Genomic DNA, 17971 nt, shown 5'->3' on the forward strand with positions numbered 1-17971 from the left:
CCTTGATGATGGAAGGCGTATCCGCCTCGGTGCGAGAGTATGGCCGGGCGTCCGGCACCGGGGGCACGGGAGGCCCCCGAGAGACCAACTCCAGACGGTCGTCTAGCGTCCGTCCGGTATTACCCATCGGGAGCAATGGACGCATTTCCGGCGCATTACGGGCCCGCACGGCACGACGCTGCCTACTCCATGAAAGCTCACGCATTCTTCGTCCGCGCCGCCCGCACGGCGAGGAGACGACATGACGGTCCAGGTGCACGGGGTACCGGATACGCCCGCCCGGCCTTGTCACTGCCCGCCCCGAGGCGTTGCCTGGGAGGAGAGCGCCGACGGCGGCGCCGGAACCGGCAGGAGACCCCATGAGGGAGCTGAAGCTCGTCGCGGCCATCGCGAAGATCGAGGACGCCGAGGCGCTCGACCCCATCGTCGGGCGCGTGAAGGGCGTCGTCACGGCGCTGCTCAAGCCGCGCGCCCTGGCCGACCTGCTGCACGGAGTGCCGTTCGGGCACCCGCTGCACCCGGTGGCCGTGCTGATCCCCACCGGCGCGTGGGTCTCGTCCGCCGTGCTGGACTTCCTGCCCGGCAACGAGAAGGCCAGCCGGGCGCTCGTGGGCGTCGGGATCCTGAGCGCGGCGCCGTCCATCGTCTCCGGCTACGCCGACTGGTCGCAGCTGCACGAGCAGCAGATGCGCGTCGGCATCGTGCACTCCGCCGCCAACGCGCTCGCGACGGGCCTGTACGGCCTCTCCTGGATCCAGCGCGCCCGCGGCAAGCACACCAGCGGCAGGGTCCTCGGGCTCGCGGGCCTCGGCCTCGTCTCCGCTGGCGGGTTCCTCGGCGGCCACCTCGCGTACCGCCAGGCGGCGGGCGCGAACCACGCGGAGGACGTGCCGCACCGCTTCCCCACGGGCTGGCAGGAGCTGGGCCAGCTCGACGACCTCCCCGACGGCCGCCTGGCGAAGCGCGACGTCGCGGGCCTCCCGGTGCTCGTGCGCCGCCACGGCATGACGGTCGACGCGCTGAGCAACACCTGCAGCCACCTGTCCGCGCCGCTCGACGAGGGGACGCTCGGCACGGATCCGAAGACCGGCGAGGCGTGCGTCACCTGCCCGTGGCACGACAGCGTGTTCAGCCTGAAGACGGGCGAGGTGATCCACGGCCCGGCGACCGCGCCGCAGCCCCGCTTCGAGACGCGCGTCACCGCGGGGCTCGTGGAGGTGCGGCTGCCGAACGCGGGCTGATCCGCGTCGCACGTGCGAGCCGGCGCCTCCCTCGGGGGGGCGCCGGCTCCGTCGCGTCCGGGCGGGCGGCGCGGGGCGTGCGACGGGCGGCACCTCAGGCGTCGACGGATCCGCGCAGCGTCGCGACCGCGAGCACCGCGCATCCCGCGAACACGATCGCGCCGGCCGCGGTCGGCACGGCGATGCCGCCCGTGGCGAGGGCGCCGCCCAGAGCGGACCCGATCGCGAGGCCGAGCAGGCTGACGACGCGACCCGCGGCGCCGACGCGCCCGAGGAGGTCCGCGGGGACGAGCCGCTGCCGCAGCGAGGTGGCGCAGATGCTCCAGACCACGGCGTGCAGGATGTAGAGCGCGAGCAGGATCCCGGCGACGATCGGATCCCGCGTGACGGCCAGGCCCGCGAGGCTCGCGGCGCCGAGCGCGAGGGCGGCCGTGATGGTCCACCGGGAGCCGAGGCGGGCGCGCAGGGGCGCGGCGATGGCGGATCCGGCCAGGCCGCCGAGCGCGCTGGCCGCGAGCAGCACGCCGTAGCCGGCGGCGTCCAGCCCGAGCCGATCGCGCGCGAAGAGCACGAGCACCGAGAACGGGAGCATGTAGCCGACGCTCGCCAGGCCGCCGATGAGCGCCAGGGATCCGACGACGCGGTGCCCGGCGAGCCAGCGGACGCCCGCGGCGGCCTCGCGGAGCACGGATGAAGGCGGCCCCGCGGCAGGGGGCGCCGGATCCACGCGCCGCGGCAGCGCGAGCGCCACGGCTCCGGCCGCGACCCACAGCCCGCCGGTCGAGTACACGGGCACCGCGGCGGCGAGCGCGAACAGGATCCCGCCGAGCGGCGGCCCGATGAACTCGTCGGCCACGAGCTGGGTGCCCGTGATGCGCGCGTTCGCCCGATCGAGCCGGCCCTCCGGCACGATCGACGGCAGCACCGCCACCGCCGCACCGTCGGCCGCGCTCTCGAGCACGCCGACCACGGCCATCACGACGTAGAGGACGACGAGCGAGGCGACGCCCGCCTGGATCGAGACGGCCAGCGCCAGCACCGCGGCACCCCGGAGGACGTTCGCGGCCACGAGCAGCGTCCGCCGGTCGAGCCGGTCGACGTAGACGCCCACGGGCAGCGCGACCAGGAGCCGCACGAGCGCGTACGCGGTCGCGAGGCCGGCGACGGCGCGCGGGTCGTCGCTGAGCCCCGCCGCCACGAGCGGCATGGTGACGAAGACGAGCCCGTCCGCGAGGTTGGAGAGCGCGTTCGCGCCCCACAACGCCCGGAACGGGCTCGTGGATCTCACGCCGTGCTCCCCGGGGCGGCGTGCGCCCCGAGGAGCTCCGGCATCGGGATCAGATCCCGGCGCCCTCGGACGCGGCCGTCTTCGGGCCGACGTCCGTGGTGGCGGAACCGGCGCTGGCGGAGGCGCCCGCGGCGGTCGACCCGAGGAACGAGCTCAGCGCCGTGGCGACGTCGATGCCCGTGGTGTCCTTGAGCAGCTTCGGCAGCGTGGCCATGTTCTCGGCCACCGAGCGGTTGAGCGCGTTCGCGCCGTCCGCGGAGATGATCGTCATGTTGTCGACGTTGGCGAGCGGCGCCGCCATCTCGCGCGCGATCTCCGGCATCGACGCGATGATGCGCGCCTGCAGCGCCTCGCGCGACAGCTTGTTCTGCGCCTCGGCGAGCGCGGCGGCCGCCTCGGCCTCGGCCTGGCCGCGCGCCTGGATCGCGTCGGCGTTCGCCTTCCCGAGCGCGGTGATGGACGCGGCCTCGTTCACGGCCGCGGTCTTCGCCGCCTCGGCGTTCTGCGTGCGCTGGTAGACCTCCACGTCGACCTTCGCCTTCTCGGCGTCGCGGGCCGCCTGCGCGTCCTGGACGGTCGCGTACTTGCGGGCCTCGGCGGGGAGCTCCACGTCGATGCGCAGGCGCTCCTTCGAGACCTCGGCCTGCGCGGCGACGGCGGTGCGCTCCTGGTCGGCGACCAGGCGGTCCTGCTCGGCCTTCGCGAGCTCGCCGGCCGCGTGCGCGGTGGCGTTGGCCCGGTCGGTGTCGGCCTTGATGGCCGCGCGGCGCAGGTCGAGCTCGAGCTGGCGCTCGGCGGTCTGCTGGTCGTTCTCGATGGCGGCGAGCGCGGAGATCCGCTTGTTCTCGGCCTCCGCGACCTCGGCGATCTGGCGGGCGCGCGCGGCGTTCGAGCGGGCCCGGTCGTCGAGGTAGGTGCTGCCGGGCGTCGTGATCTCGCGGACGTTGAGCGTCTCGATCTGGAGGCCGAGCTCCGCGAGGTCGTTCTTCGTCTGGTTCACGGCCTCCTGCGCCACGACGGAGAAGCTCTTGACGAGCTCGTCCACGGGCCGGTCGCCGATGAGCCCGCGGATCGCGCCCTCGAGCGACTGGCGCACGATCTCCGGCAGGGCGTCCTGCTGGAGGAGGTAGCGCTGCACGGCGCGGCGGACGCCGTCCTCCGTACCCGTCACCTTGAAGTTGACGGTCGCGACGACGGCGGTGTTGATGAAGTTCGCGTCGCGCGCCTCGGCCGTGACGCTCGTCTGGTACTGCTCGAGGGAGAGCGTGAAGCCCTCCTGGAAGATCGGCCAGATGAAGGTCCGGCCGCCGATGATCACCTTCTGGGGGCTGGAGAAGCCGGCCCCGCCCTCGCTCCGCTCGGCGTTGCGGCCGACGATGACGAGCGCCTGGTTCGGCGGCACGCGGCGGACGCGGGAGGCGATGAAGCCGACCAGCGCCACCAGGATGACGATGACGACGATGACGGCGATGGCGGTCGTGCCGCCGGATGCCAGGTCCACGGGATGGTTCCTCTCGTTGGGACGGGTGCTGCTAGGTGCGGGGGTCGGCGTCGGGGTCGGGCTCCACGCGCACGCGGAAGCCGTCCTCCGAGACGACGCGGATGCGGGTGCCGACGACGAGCGGCTCCTCGCTCATGGCGAGGCGGCGCTCCAGCTCGCGGATGTGCTTGAGCCGGACCTCGCCGCCCGTGGGCGAGGTGGGCGACGTGACGACGCCGACCATCCCGACGGGCGAGTACGAGCCGCCGCTCTCCTGCTTCGCGACGAAGCGGACGGCCAGCTGCACGACGACGAGCGCGACGATCGCGAGGGCCACGGCGATCGCGATGGCGCCGCCGGATCCCACGCCGGCCTGGTCGGCGAGCACGCCGCCGACGCCGTAGATGGCGAGGGCCGCGCCGAGCGCGACGCCCGAGACGAGCCCGTCGCCGCCGCCTAACGCGTCGAGGAGGTCGCCGAGCAGGATGCTGGAGAGGAGGAGCAGGAGGCCCACGGCGCCGACGATCAGGAAGACGGTCACGCGGATCCTCCCGGGCAGGCCGCCGCGGGCGAGACGTGCGCGCCGTCGTGGTGCGTGGTCATGCGGGGCCGATCTTCGAGGTGTGTCCTTCGAAGGTATCGGGTGATCCGCTCCGCGTCGCGTCCTCGTCCGGGGGCCGTCCGACCCCCTATGCTCCCCGGCCGCGCGTAGGTTCGGAGAGGTGATCCTCCTCTTCGGCACGCGTGCGCGCGACGCCCTCCTCGTCGTCGTGACCTTCGCCTGCCTCGTCTGCGGCGTGACCGCCCCGCAGCGCGTCCTCCACCGCACCCTCCGGTTCACCCTCTTCTTCGTCCCGCTCATCCCCCTCCGCTCCACCTACCGCGTGGAGTGCACGAACTGCGGCGCCGAGACCCGCCTGACCAAGGACCAGGCGATGCACGGCCTCGAGTGGGCCGTCCGGAACCGGGGCGCGCGCCGCTGAGCCCGGCTCTCCGCAATCCCGACCACGGGTTGGGATAACTTTCGCTCCCCGCCTAGAGTGGTCGCGGCGCCATGCGCCGATTCCATCGACGACGACGGAGGGGATGCGACGATGCATTCGATCAGCAGGAGACAGGCGCTGGGGGTGGGAGCCGCTGCCGCCGGGACGCTGGCTCTCGCGTCCTGCTCGGCACCGGGCGGGAGGCTGGTCAACTCCGACCCCGCCATCCCCGCGGCCGCGCCGGGCGAGAAGGTCACGCTCACGTACTGGGCGTGGCTGAAGGACCTCCAGAAGGTCGCGGACGTCTGGAACGCGCAGAACCCGGACATCCAGGTCGAGGCGGTCTGGATCCCCGGCGGCAACCAGGGCGGCTACAACAAGATGTACTCCGCCATCACGGCGGGCGGCGGCCCCGACATCGGCCAGGTCGAGCTGCGGCAGCTGCCCGAGTTCCTCCTCGCCAACGCCCTCGTCGACCTCACCCGCTACGGCGTCGAGGAGTACCGCGACCGGTACGACGAGGCGCTGTGGAAGCAGGTCAGCTTCCAGGACGGCGTCTTCGGGATCCCGCAGGACTCCGGTCCCCTGGCCTTCTACTACCAGCCGGAGCTCCTCGACCAGGTGGGCGGCCAGCCGCCCGCGACCTGGGACGACTGGGCGACGCTCAGCGCCGAGGTGCGGAAGACCGGGGCCGGCAACTACCTCGACTGCTTCCCCGTCTCCGACGCCAGCGTCTTCACCTCCTACGCGACGCAGGCCGGGGCGAACTGGTTCCGGATCGACGGCGACCGCTGGGTCGTCGACATGCTCGACGACCGCACCAAGGAGGTCGCCGCGTTCTTCGACAAGGCGATCGACGACGACGTCGTCAACACCGGCTTCACCGCGTTCTCGCCGCCCTGGTACGCGGCCGCGGCCGACGCGAAGATCTTCGGCGTCACGAGCGCGAGCTGGGGCGACGCCCTCATCCAGTCGGTCTCCGGCGGCGAGGGCAAGTGGCGCGTGGCGCCCATGCAGACGTGGTCCTTCGACGGGGCGTACGGGTCGAGCTACCTCGGCGGATCCACCGCGGCCGTGCTCGCGAACAGCAAGCACCCGGTCGAGGCGCTGAAGTTCATGACCTGGATGACCACGTCGCCCGAGGGCATCGACGCGATGATCGCGAGCTCCGGCATCGGCTGGTCGCCGGCCACCGACTACATCGGCGTCGAGCGCGAGAAGCCGAGCGAGTGGTTCGGCGGGCAGAGCTACAACGAGGAGGTCTTCGTCCCCGCGGCGAAGGAGCAGAACCTCGACTGGACCTGGTGCCCGCTCACGCAGTTCACGCTCAACACGCTGCAGGACGAGTTCCGCCGCAAGCTCACGAGCGGCCAGACGCTCGTCGAGTCGCTGCCGCTCGCGCAGGAGGCCGTGATCGAGGCCTTCCGCAACAAGGGGCTCACGGTCGAGGCGGCGTCCGCATGAGCGCCGTGACGAAGGCGCCCCGGGCGGCGCGGACGGGCGTCACGAAGGGCCAGCTGAAGAAGTCCCAGACGATCGCCCCGTGGGTGATGCTCGCGCCGTTCCTCGCGGTCTTCCTGCTGACCTTCCTGCTCCCGATCGTCTACGCCGTGTTCCAGTCGTTCACGACCGTCCGGCGCGAGGGCCTCTTCGGCGAGCAGGGCGTGACCACCGCGTTCGCCGGCTTCGAGAACTACGCGCTCGCGCTCCAGAACGACGCCTTCACGGCGTCCATCGGCCGGGTGCTGCTGTTCGGCATCGTGCAGGTGCCCGTGATGATCATCCTCTGCACGATCCTCGCGCTCCTGCTCGAGTCGGCGTCGGCGAAGTGGCCCCAGTTCTTCCGCGCGGCGTACTTCATGCCGTACGGCGTGCCGGGCGTCATCGCGACGATCCTGTGGGGCTTCCTCTACATCCCGGGCCTGTCGCCCATCATCGACATCGGCGAGATGTTCGGGATCCAGCTCGACTTCCTCGGCGCGGGCACCGTGCTCTGGTCCATCGCGAACATCGTGACCTGGACCTACACGGGCTACAACATGCTCATCATCATCGCCCAGCTGAAGTCGATCCCCGGGGACGTCTACGAGGCCGCGCGCATCGACGGCGCGGGCGCATGGCGGACGGCCCTCTCGATCCAGCTGCCGCTCATCCGGCCCGCGCTCGTGCTCGCGACCGTGTTCTCGATCATCGGGACGCTGCAGCTGTTCGCGGAGCCGCAGGTGCTGGCCGTCTCCGCCCCCGCGATCGACTCGCAGTACACGCCGAACCTGTCGGCCTACACGACCGCGTTCGCGTACAACGACTACGGCGTGGCCGCGGCGCAGGCGGTCATCATCGCCCTCGCCGCGTTCGTGCTGTCGTTCGTGTTCCTCGGGATCACGAACAGGAAGCCCAAGGAGGAGCGGGAAGCCGCCGCCGCGAGGAAGAAGGAGGCGCGCGCATGACCGCCACGGAGACCAGGCCGACCACCGGCGAGTCCGGCGCCGAGAAGGCGGAGCACAAGCGCGCCGCGCAGGCGGCCCAGGCGAAGGTGAGCCGGCCGTCGAAGGCCGGGAGCACGCCGGGTGCGGGCACGAAGCCCGCGACCCGGATCCTCGTCACGGCGATCCTCACGCTCGTCGCCCTGTACTTCCTCGTCCCCGTCTACTACGTCGTGGTCGCGGCCACGAAGACGACGGCCGACCTGTTCAGCACCAACGGGTTCCTGTTCGCGAACATGAACCTCTGGCAGAACCTCACGATGGTGTTCACCTACGACGACGGCATCTTCGTGCGCTGGTTCCTCAACTCGGTGCTCTACGCCGGGGTTGGCGCGCTCATCGCGACGTACTTCGCCGCCGCCGGCGGGTACGCGCTCGCGAAGTACCGGTTCCGGGGGTCGAACATCGTGTTCGGCACGATCCTCGGCGGGGTGCTCGTGCCGGGCACCGCCACCGCGCTGCCGCTGTTCCTGCTCTTCAGCACCATGGGGATCGCGAACACGTACTGGTCGGTGCTCATCCCGTCGCTCGTCTCGCCGTTCGGCCTGTTCCTCTGCCGGATCTACGCGCAGGCGTCGGTGGAGGACGCGGTCATCGAGTCGGGCCGGATCGACGGGGCGAGGGAGCTGCGGATCTTCCACACGCTCGCGCTCCGCTCCATGACGCCCGCGCTCGTGACGGTGTTCCTCTTCCAGCTCGTCGGCATCTGGAACAACTACTTCCTGCCGCTGATCATGCTGGCCGACACGAAGCTGTACCCGATCACGCTCGGCCTCAACAACTGGCGCAGCCAGGTCGACCGGCTGCCGGAGTTCTACCAGCTGACCACCGGCGGCGTGCTCGTCTCGATCATCCCGCTCATCGCCGCGATGATCGTGCTGCAGAAGTTCTGGCGGGGCGGCCTGACGGACGGAGCGGTCAAGGGCTGACCCGTCCGCGCGCGGATCCCCGACGGCCGGGCAGGGCGACCTGCCCGGCTGTCGGCGCATTCGGCGCGTCCCCTCCCGACCCACGATGATGGGATCGCGGCACGTCGCCGCACCCGCCCACGCGCAAGGAAGCCCATGACGCACGCCCTCCCCTACTTCGAGGACTTCGCCCCCACGACGGGCCCGGCCCGCCGCCCCCGTTCCTGCCTGCACTCGGATGCCCCGCGCATCGTGCTGAACGGCGACTGGCGGTTCCGCCTCTCCCCCACCCCCCGCGGCCTGTCCGACGAGATGGCCGACCCCGCGTTCGACGACTCCGGCTGGGACGAGATCCCCGTGCCGAGCCACTGGGTGCTCGGCCAGGACGGCCGCTTCGGCCTCCCCGCCTACACGAACGTGCAGTACCCGTTCCCCGTCGAGCCGCCCTACGTGCCCGACGAGAACCCCACGGGCGACTACCGCGTCGAGCTCGACGTGCCGACGGACTGGCAGTCGCTCGAGCGCGTCGTGCTCCGCTTCGAGGGCGTCGAGTCGGCGTTCAAGGTGTGGCTGAACGGCGCCGAGGTCGGCACCGCGATGGGGTCGCGCCTCTCGCACGAGTTCGACGTCACGGCGTCGCTGAGGCCCGGATCCAACGTGCTCGCCGTGCGCGTGCACCAGTGGTCGATCGCCAGCTACCTCGAGGACCAGGACCAGTGGTGGATGCCCGGCATCTTCCGCGACGTCACCCTCCTCGGCCGTCCGCAGGGCGGCATCGACGACGCGTGGACCCGCGCCGAGTACGACCACGAGACGGGCGCCGGCACGGTGCACGTCGAGGTCGACGCCGAGCCCGCCGCGTTCCCCGTGACCCTCGAGGTCGAGGACCTCGGGATCCACGTCACCTGGGCCACCCCCGACGACGTCGCGCCCGTGCACGTCGACCGCGTCGAGCCGTGGAGCGCCGAGAGCCCCACGCAGTACCAGGGCTTCCTCCGCACGAACGTCGAGGCGCTCTCCATCCGCCTCGGCTTCCGCACCGTGCGCATCGAGGGCGACCGGTTCCTCGTCAACGGCCGCCGCGTGGTCTTCCACGGCGTCAACCGGCACGAGGCCCACCCCGAGCGCGGCCGCGTCTTCGACGAGGAGCACGCGCGCGCCGACATGCTGCTGATGAAGCAGCACAACGTCAACGCGATCCGCACCAGCCACTACCCGCCGCACCCCCGCGTGCTCGACCTCGCGGACGAGCTCGGCTTCTGGGTCATCGACGAGTGCGACCTCGAGACGCACGGCTTCGAGTTCGGCGGCTGGGTCGGCAACCCCAGCGACGACCCGCGGTTCGCCGACCACTACCTCGACCGGATCGAGCGCACCGTCGAGCGCGACAAGAACCACCCCTCCATCGTCATGTGGTCGCTCGGCAACGAGTCGGGCACCGGACGCAACCTCGCCGCCATGTCCGCGTGGGTCCACCGCCGCGACCCGGGCCGGCCCGTGCACTACGAGGGCGACTACACGGGCGAGTACACCGACGTCTACTCGCGCATGTACTCGAACCTGCAGGAGACCGAGTCCATCGGCAGCGACGTGATCCCGGGCGACCTGCTCGGCTGCACGCCCGGCGAGGGCATGCGCCAGCGCACCAAGCCCTTCATCCTGTGCGAGTACGTGCACGCCATGGGCAACGGCCCCGGCCAGATCGGCGAGTACGAGGACCTCGTGCTCCGCTACCCGCGCCTGCACGGCGGGTTCGTCTGGGAGTGGCGCGACCACGGCATCCTCACCGAGACCGCGGACGGCGAGGCGTTCTACGCCTACGGCGGCGACTTCGGCGAGGTCGTGCACGACGGCAACTTCGTGATGGACGGCATGGTCCTGCCCGACGACACCCCCACGCCCGGCCTCGCCGAGTACAAGGCCGTCGTGCAGCCGATCGCGTTCGGGCTCGCGCGCGACGGCGGATCCGCGTCCCTCGTCGTCGAGAACCGCTACCACTCCGTCTCCACCGCGCTCACGAGCCTCGTCTGGGTGCTCGCGGTCGACGGCGACGACATCGCGACCGGCGTCCTCGAGGCCGAGCCCGTCGCGGCCGGCGACACCGTGCGGATCCCGATGCCCGCCGACGCGCTCGACGCGGGCGAGCTCGCCGCCGCCGGCGAGCGCGGCCCCGCCCCCGAGGTGTGGCTCACCGTGCAGGCGATCCTCCGCGACGACGAGCCGTGGGCCGAGGCCGGCCACGTGGTCGCCGTGCAGCAGTTCGACCTCACGCCCGCGCCGCGGCCCGCCGTGCCCGCCCGCTGGCTCGACGCCGACGAGGAGACCTACCCGGACGCCGGCGCCACGCGCCTCGTCCTCGGCGACGGCGAGTTCGACCTGGCCACCGGCCGCCTCGTGCGCCTCGGCGGCCTCGAGGTCGACGGCCCGCGCCTCGAGCTCTGGCGCGCGCCCACCGACAACGACCGCAGCGACAGCAGCGGCTCCTACGAGCTGGCGGATCCGCGCCTCACCTTCGGCCGGGGCGTCCCCGGCCCGTCGAGCGAGGCGCGCTGGCGCGAGGCGGGCCTCGACCGGCTGACCCACCGGGTCCGGTCGGTGAAGGTCGGCTCCGGCTCGCTCACGGTCGTCGTGCGTACGAGCGCGGCGCAGTCCTTCGACTCGGTCGATACGACGTACTGCTGGACCGAGGGCGTCGACGGCGACCTCGACCTGCGCGTCGACATCGTGCCGAGCGCCGGGTGGGCCATCACGTGGCCGCGCGTGGGGATCCGCATCGACCTCCCCGCGAGCGTCACCAACGCGGAGTGGTTCGGCACAGGGCCGTTCGAGTCGTACCCCGACTCGCGCCGCGCGGCCCTCGTCGGCCGGTTCTCGTCGCTCGTCGACGACCTCGGCGCCGTGTACTCGACGCCGCAGGAGACCGGCCACCGCAGCGACCTGCGCGAGCTCGAGCTCGGCACGTTCGACGGCGAGCACGGCATCGTGGTCGAGGCCCGGCCGGACACCGCAGGCCGCCGCCCCGGCTTCACGGCCTCGCGCCACACGCCGCAGGAGCTCGACCGCGCGGCCCACCCGCACGAGCTGCCCGCGAGCGAGGCGGTGCACCTGTACATCGACGCCGCGCAGCACGGGCTGGGCTCCCGCGCGTGCGGCCTCGACGTGCTGCCGGAGCACCAGCTCTGGCCGTCGGCCCGCACGCTGGAGCTGACGATCCGGAGCCGCTGACGACCGCGGCGGCGGGCCCTCCGGGGTCGGCCGCCGCATCCGACGCGGCCCGACCGCACGACACTCTCGCCCTCCGGCCGGAGGGCGAGCAAGCTGGAGACGACGGCGTCCGATGGCGGGCGCGAGGAGGACGCATGACCGACACCATCGAGCAGGGCACCGCGGGCACCAACTGGGCCGGCAACTACGCGTACAAGGCCCGCGAGGTCCACGCGCCGACGAGCGTCGAGGAGCTGCGCGCGATCGTGCGCGACGCTCCCCGCATCCGCGTCCTCGGATCCCGCCACTCGTTCAACGACATCGCCGACTCGGACGTGCTGGTCTCGCTCGCCGAGCTGCCCGCCGACCTCGTGATCGACCGCGACGCCAGCACCGCCACCTTCTCCGCGGGCCTCGCCTACGGGAAGCTCGCGGAGCTCCTCGGCGACGAGGGCCTCGCGATCCACAACCTCGCGTCGCTGCCGCACATCTCGGTCGCGGGCGCCATCGCGACGGCGACCCACGGATCCGGCATCGGCAACGGCAACCTCGGCACCGCGGTCGCCGCCCTCGAGCTGATCACCGCCGACGGCGAGACCGTCACCTACCGCCGCGGGGACGACGACTTCGACGGCGTGGTCGTGGGCCTCGGCGCGCTCGGCGTCGTCACGCGCGTGACCCTCGACGTCGAGCCCGCGTACCTCGTGCGCCAGCGCGTCTTCGAGGGCCTCAGCTGGGACGCCTTCGACGAGAACCTCGAGGACGTGTTCGGCGGCGCCTACAGCGTCAGCGTCTTCACCCGCTTCGGCGAGGCCACCGACCAGGTGTGGCTGAAGAGCCGCGTGCAGCTCGGCGTCGACGGCCAGCCCGAGGACGAGGTCGTCGTGGCCGACTACTTCGGCGCGCCGGCCGCGACCGAGGAGCGCCACCCCATCCTCGGCATCGACCCCGTGAACAGCACCTCGCAGCTCGGCGTCGTCGGCCTCTGGTCCGACCGCCTCTCGCACTTCAAGATGGGCTTCACGCCGAGCGACGGCGAGGAGATCCAGTCGGAGTTCCACGTGCCGCTCGACCGGGCCGTCGAGGCCGTGCGGGCGCTGCGGGAGATGGGCGACCGGATCCGGCCGATCCTCCTCGTCTGCGAGCTGCGCGCCGTCGCCGAGGACCGCCTCTGGCTGAGCCCCCAGTACGGGCAGACGACCATCGGCCTGCACTTCACGTGGAAGCGCGACCAGGAGGCCGTCGAGGCGCTGCTCGTCGAGCTCGAGGCGGCCATCCGCCCGTTCGGCGCGCGCCCGCACTGGGGCAAGGTGTTCACCGTCCGGGCGGCCGACATCGCGCCGCTGTACCCGCGGTCGGGCGACTTCCTGGAGCTCGCCGAGCGCCTGGATCCCGCGGGCAAGTTCCGCAACGCCTGGTTCGAGCGCTCGCTCCGCGGCTGATCCGCATCCGCCGCTGACCGGGACCGCATCGGGATCCGCGACACGCAGGGGCACGCCCTCGCGCTCCGCGGATCCCGGGTCGGCGCGGCCCTCGGCGCGTAGGGTGAGGACCATGGCGCCCGAGACCTCCTCCTACGTACCTGCCCCCGGGCGGATCACGATGTTCTCCACCACCTGGTGCGGCTACTGCCGCCGGCTGAAGGCGCAGCTCGACCGCGCGGGCATCGGCTACGACGAGGTGGACATCGAGCAGGTGCCCGGCACCGCCGAGCTCGTGGAGGCCATCAACGGCGGCAACCAGACCGTCCCGACCGTCCTCTTCCCCGACGGCTCGTCCGCCACCAACCCGTCGCTCGCCGACGTGACCGCGAAGGTGGCCTGAGCCATGCAGCACCACGACCTCAGCGAGATCCCCGACTTCCTCGCCGCCTGGATGCGCGAGCAGCGCTGGTTCGCCTCGAAGGGCACCGAGCCCCGCCTCGAGCGCATCGGCGGCTGGAGCTTCAGCGACGAGGGCTGGTTCGCCCGCATCGAGACGCACCTGATCATCGACCACGGCAGCGCGAAGCCCGTGCTGTACCAGGTGCCGCTCACCTACCGGCAGGCGCCGCTGGAGGAGCTGAAGCCCTTCCACATCGGCACGACCGTCGAGGACGACGGCGTCGAGCTGCACGTCTACGACGGCCCGCACGACCCCGCGTACGCGTGGGCGCTCATCCGCACGATCCTCGACGACCGCGAGGCCGACGTCGACGAGACCTCGCTCGGCGCGACCGCCCGCGGCCAGCGCCAGCCGGGCGTGGAGATCGCGACCGTCGTCGGATCCCACGTGCTCTCGGGCGAGCAGTCGAACACGTCGATCATCTACGACATGGTCTCCGCCGACGGCCAGGCCATCAACCCGATGATCGTCAAGGTCTTCCGCGCGCTGCACCACGGCGAGAACCCCGACGTCGTGCTCCAGTCCGCGATCGCGGGCGCCGGGTCCCGCCTGGTCCCGCAGACCATGGGCAGCGTGCTCGCCGAGTGGAGCGACTCCGGCCGCGAGGAGGGGCGCGCCATCGGGCACGTCGCCTTCGCGCAGGAGTTCCTGCCCGGCGTCACCGACGCCTGGCGGGTCGCGCTCCGCGCCGCCGAGGCCGACGAGGACTTCCAGGCGCAGGCCCGCGCGCTCGGCGAGGCCACGGCCGACGTGCACGCCACGCTCGCCGCCGCGCTCCCCACCGTCGAGGCGACCCCCGACGTCATCGAGGGGATCATGGTCAGCTTCCGCCGCCGTCACGCGACGGCCGAGCGCGAGGTCCCCGAGATCGCCGCGTTCCACGACGCCATCGCGAGCGTGTACGACGCCGCCGAGAAGGGCGAGTGGCCCAAGCTGCAGCGGATCCACGGCGACTACCACCTCGGCCAGGTGCTCTCGGTGCCGAACCGCGGCTGGGTGCTCCTCGACTTCGAGGGCGAGCCGCTCCGGCCCATGCACGAGCGCTCGCTGCCCGACGTCACGCTCCGCGACGTCGCCGGCATGCTCCGCTCGTTCGACTACGTCGCCGGGTCCTACGCGCTCGCGCACCCCGGCAAGTCGGCCGCCACGTGGGCGTCCGCCGCCCGCCGCGCGTTCGTCGACGGCTACATCGCCCGCTCCGGCACCGACCTCCGGGCGAACCGGGCGCTGCTCGACGCGTTCGAGATCGACAAGGCCGTGTACGAGGCGATCTACGAGGTCCGCAACCGGCCCGGCTGGCTGTCGATCCCGCTGCAGGCCGTCGCACGCCTCGCCACCCGCTCGAGCACGCTCGGCGCGGCGACGACGCCGGGCGCGACCGGTCCGCGCGAGGCCGGGCCCGTCACCTCCTGAGCGGGATGAGGGAAATGGCGCATCACGAGCGGGATGACGCTCCGGGCCATTCCCGTGGACCCTTGCGAGGGCGCGCATCGCGCTAGTACCGTTGACCCATCGAACGAATCCGAATACGTCATGGCTTCACCGCCACGAATGCGAGGAGACGCAGATGAGAAACGTCAAGGCCCTGTCCACGGCCGCCATCGCGGGGGCCATCCTCCTCGGTACGGCAGCGCCGGCGCACGCCCAATGGGGCCAGCAGCCGAATCCGGGTTACTGCTCGTCGTCCACGGGCTGCTACATGGAGAACGGGCGACCCGTGCAGACCACGGTGGGTCCGGACCTGACGCAGCGGGAGAAGGACCTCCAGCTCCAGTGCAACCTCCGACTCGCCGGCACCGCATTCGCGGGAGCCGGAGGGGTGATGTCCCGGAACGTCTTCGCCATCCTGGGCGCCGCGTTCAACGGCGGGGCGGCCCTCCAGGGACCGTGCAAGGAGTTCTGGGACTCGACGTCCCGATTCCGCGGCTGACGTCTGCACACGCACATGAACAGGGCACTCGCCATATCGGGCGTCCTCCTCGGGATCCTGTCGTTCTCGTATGTGACGCAGGACGTCATCTCGGGATCGGTGGGAATCGCCGGGAGCGCATTGATCATCGTAGGTGCGATCCGCGGCGGGGCACGAGAGCGTCGCGGAGACCGCTCCCGCGGATGAGGAGATGACCGGGGAATCCGGATATCCGGATATCCGGTCCCCCGATATCCGGATATGCAGATATGCGGATATCCGGCTCGATGGACCCATCCCCTGCACGAGAGGACACGAACGCGCACCGTGCGGCCGCGCTCCGGGCCTCGCCGGGTGCGTCGGTAGGCTGACGGGATGACCGACCCCGCCGTCCCGGCCGTCTCCTCCCCCGCATCCGACTCCCCCTCCACCCCTCCCGTCGCGGATCAGCGCCCGATCGAGCGCACCTTCCACGGCGACACGTTCGTGGACCGGTACGAGTGGCTGCGCGACAAGGACGATGCCGACGTCATCGCGCACCTCGAGGCCGAGAACGCGTACACGGAAGGCGCCACCGCGCACCTGGAGCCCGTGCGCGAGCGGATCTTCACGGAGATCAAGGACCGCACGCAGGAGACCGACCTCTCGGTCCCCGTCCGCGAGGGCGACTGGTGGTACTACGCCCGCACGGTCGAGGGGTCGCAGTACGCGATCCGCTGCCGCCGTCCCGTGGCCGGCCCGGACGACTGGACCCCGCCCGTCATCGAGCCCGCGGCCGACGGCGGCGCGACGCCCGGCGAGCAGATCCTGCTCGACTCCAACGCCGAGGCGGAGGGCCACGAGTTCTTCTCGCTCGGCGCGTTCGAGGTCAGCCCCGACGGATCCCTCCTCGCCTACTCGACCGACGTCGAGGGCGACGAGCGGTTCACGCTCCGGATCCGCGACCTCGCGACGGGCGAGGACCTCGCCGACGAGATCCCCGGCACGAGCCACGGCGCCACCTTCTCGGCGCACGGCGACCACCTCTTCTACGTCACGGTCGACGACGCCTGGCGCCCCGACACCGTGTGGCGCCACCGCGTCGGCACGCCCGCCTCGCAGGACGTGAAGGTGTTCACCGAGCCCGACGAGAGCTACTTCGTGGGCTTCGGCATGACCCGCAGCCGTCAGTACCTCATGGTCTACGTGGGCTCCAAGATCACGACCGAGGTGCTGCTGCTCGACGCCGGCGACCCCACGGGCACGTTCCGCTCGGTGTGGCCGCGCCGCCACGGCGTCGAGTACGACGTCGACCACGCGGTCATCGACGGATCCGACCGGCTCCTCATCCTGCACAACGACGGCGCCACGAACTTCGAGCTCGTCGACGTGCCGGCCGACGACCCCATGTCCACGACCGACCGCCAGGTGGTGATCCCCCACGACGACGAGGTGCGCCTCGAGGACGCCAGCGCGTTCGCCGACCACGTCGTGGTCTCCTACCGCCGCGAGGGCCTCACCCGCGTCGGCGTGATCCCCTTCGACCGGGTCCTCGACGGCGAGCAGCTGCACGAGATCGCCTTCGACGAGCCGATCTACACGGTCGGCACGGCGGGCAACCCCGAGTTCGCGCAGCCCACGATCCGCCTCGGCTACACGAGCCTCGCGACGCCGGCCACGACCTACGACTACGTGCTCGCGACCCGCGAGCTCCGCCTCCTCAAGCAGCAGCCGGTGCGCGGCGGCTACGACCCGGACGACTACGTGCAGACCCGCGAGTGGGCGACCGCGGAGGACGGCACCGAGATCCCGCTCTCGGTCGTCTACAAGCGCGGCCTCGTGCACCCGGGCACGCCCGCGCCGCTCCTGCTGTACGGCTACGGCTCGTACGAGGCCAGCATCGACCCGTCGTTCTCCATCGCGCGGCTGTCGCTGCTCGACCGGGGCATGGCGTTCGTCGTCGCGCACGTGCGCGGCGGCGGCGAGATGGGCCGGCGCTGGTACGACGAGGGCAAGACGCTCACGAAGCGCAACACGTTCACCGACTTCGTGGCGGCGGCCGACCACCTCATCGCGCGCGGCTGGACGAGCCCCGACCGGCTCGTGGCCGAGGGCCGCAGCGCCGGCGGCCTGCTGATGGGCGCGGTCGCGAACATCGCGCCCGACCGCTTCGCCGGGATCCTCGCGGGCGTGCCGTTCGTGGACGCGCTCACCAGCATCCTCGACCCGTCGCTGCCGCTCACCGTGATCGAGTGGGACGAGTGGGGCGACCCGCTGCACGACCCCGAGGTGTACGCGTACATGAAGTCGTACACGCCGTACGAGAACGTGCGCGAGGGCGTCGAGTACCCGCGGATCCTCGCGGTCACGAGCCTCAACGACACGCGCGTGCTCTACGTCGAGCCCGCCAAGTGGACGGCCCGCCTCCGCGAGGTCGGCGCGCCCGTGCTGCTGCGCACCGAGATGCAGGCCGGCCACGGCGGCAAGTCGGGCCGCTACGACGCGTGGCGCGAGCGCGCCTTCGACTACGCGTGGGTGCTCGACGTGGCGGGGCTGGCGTAGCGCCCGCCGATCACCGCCGCCGGTCGAACCGACAGGTGCGACGCGTCTGG

The 17971-nt window shown here is 72.0% G+C and carries 14 protein-coding genes; 11 read left to right on the forward strand and 3 right to left on the reverse strand.

The annotated features are described in order from the left end of the window. Positions 1 to 359: 359 nt before the first annotated feature. Complete coding sequence (locus tag ACMT9T_RS13455) at positions 360 to 1241, forward strand: Rieske (2Fe-2S) protein (protein ID WP_414746027.1); 882 nt, start codon at positions 360 to 362, stop codon at positions 1239 to 1241. A gap of 94 nt (positions 1242 to 1335) precedes the next feature. Here the strand turns inward: ACMT9T_RS13455 and ACMT9T_RS13460 are convergent, their stop codons facing one another. The 3 genes from ACMT9T_RS13460 to ACMT9T_RS13470 are packed head-to-tail and all read right to left on the reverse strand — an operon-like array spanning position 1336 to position 4550. Further along, positions 1336 to 2529, reverse strand: coding sequence for an MFS transporter (locus tag ACMT9T_RS13460; protein WP_414746028.1), 1194 nt, complete (start codon positions 2527 to 2529; stop codon positions 1336 to 1338). Positions 2530 to 2578: 49 nt separating this feature from the next. Further along, complete coding sequence (locus ACMT9T_RS13465; protein WP_414746029.1) at positions 2579 to 4030, reverse strand: SPFH domain-containing protein; 1452 nt, start codon at positions 4028 to 4030, stop codon at positions 2579 to 2581. A gap of 31 nt (positions 4031 to 4061) precedes the next feature. Further along, positions 4062 to 4550, reverse strand: a complete 489-nt coding sequence (locus ACMT9T_RS13470; protein WP_414746030.1) for an NfeD family protein — start codon at positions 4548 to 4550, stop codon at positions 4062 to 4064. Between the two features lie 181 nt (positions 4551 to 4731). Here ACMT9T_RS13470 and ACMT9T_RS13475 point away from each other — a divergent pair, with 181 nt between their 5' ends. From ACMT9T_RS13475 to ACMT9T_RS13520, 10 genes are all read left to right on the forward strand, one after another. Continuing rightward, positions 4732 to 4992, forward strand: coding sequence for a zinc-ribbon domain-containing protein (locus tag ACMT9T_RS13475; RefSeq protein ID WP_116056226.1), 261 nt, complete (start codon positions 4732 to 4734; stop codon positions 4990 to 4992). Between the two features lie 111 nt (positions 4993 to 5103). After that, positions 5104 to 6456 (forward strand): ABC transporter substrate-binding protein, encoded by a 1353-nt coding sequence (locus ACMT9T_RS13480; protein WP_414746031.1) that lies wholly within the window; start codon positions 5104 to 5106, stop codon positions 6454 to 6456. Further along, complete coding sequence (locus ACMT9T_RS13485; protein ID WP_414746032.1) at positions 6453 to 7439, forward strand: carbohydrate ABC transporter permease; 987 nt, start codon at positions 6453 to 6455, stop codon at positions 7437 to 7439. Before ACMT9T_RS13480 ends, ACMT9T_RS13485 begins: the two co-directional genes overlap by 4 nt. Next, positions 7436 to 8404: a carbohydrate ABC transporter permease gene (locus ACMT9T_RS13490; protein WP_414746033.1), complete on the forward strand. Its 969-nt coding sequence runs from the start codon at positions 7436 to 7438 to the stop codon at positions 8402 to 8404. Before ACMT9T_RS13485 ends, ACMT9T_RS13490 begins: the two co-directional genes overlap by 4 nt. Before the next feature lie 135 nt (positions 8405 to 8539). Continuing rightward, positions 8540 to 11608, forward strand: a complete 3069-nt coding sequence (locus ACMT9T_RS13495; RefSeq protein WP_414746034.1) for a glycoside hydrolase family 2 TIM barrel-domain containing protein — start codon at positions 8540 to 8542, stop codon at positions 11606 to 11608. A gap of 134 nt (positions 11609 to 11742) precedes the next feature. Further along, complete coding sequence (locus ACMT9T_RS13500; protein ID WP_414746035.1) at positions 11743 to 13029, forward strand: D-arabinono-1,4-lactone oxidase; 1287 nt, start codon at positions 11743 to 11745, stop codon at positions 13027 to 13029. Positions 13030 to 13141: 112 nt separating this feature from the next. Continuing rightward, on the forward strand, positions 13142 to 13411 hold the full coding sequence (locus tag ACMT9T_RS13505; RefSeq protein ID WP_012038801.1) for a mycoredoxin: 270 nt from the start codon (positions 13142 to 13144) through the stop codon (positions 13409 to 13411). 3 nt (positions 13412 to 13414) lie between these two features. Beyond that, positions 13415 to 14884: a maltokinase N-terminal cap-like domain-containing protein gene (locus tag ACMT9T_RS13510; RefSeq protein ID WP_414746036.1), complete on the forward strand. Its 1470-nt coding sequence runs from the start codon at positions 13415 to 13417 to the stop codon at positions 14882 to 14884. 154 nt (positions 14885 to 15038) lie between these two features. Next, entirely contained in the window at positions 15039 to 15401 is a 363-nt protein-coding gene (locus ACMT9T_RS13515) for a hypothetical protein (RefSeq protein ID WP_147362366.1), read from the forward strand. 354 nt (positions 15402 to 15755) lie between these two features. After that, the gene (locus ACMT9T_RS13520; RefSeq protein WP_414746037.1) at positions 15756 to 17921 is read left to right on the forward strand and encodes a S9 family peptidase; all 2166 of its coding nucleotides are present in this window, start codon (positions 15756 to 15758) and stop codon (positions 17919 to 17921) included. Positions 17922 to 17971 lie beyond the last annotated feature (50 nt).

Source organism: Clavibacter vidaverae (assembly GCF_047529985.1).
Lineage (GTDB): Bacteria > Actinomycetota > Actinomycetes > Actinomycetales > Microbacteriaceae > Clavibacter > Clavibacter nebraskensis_A.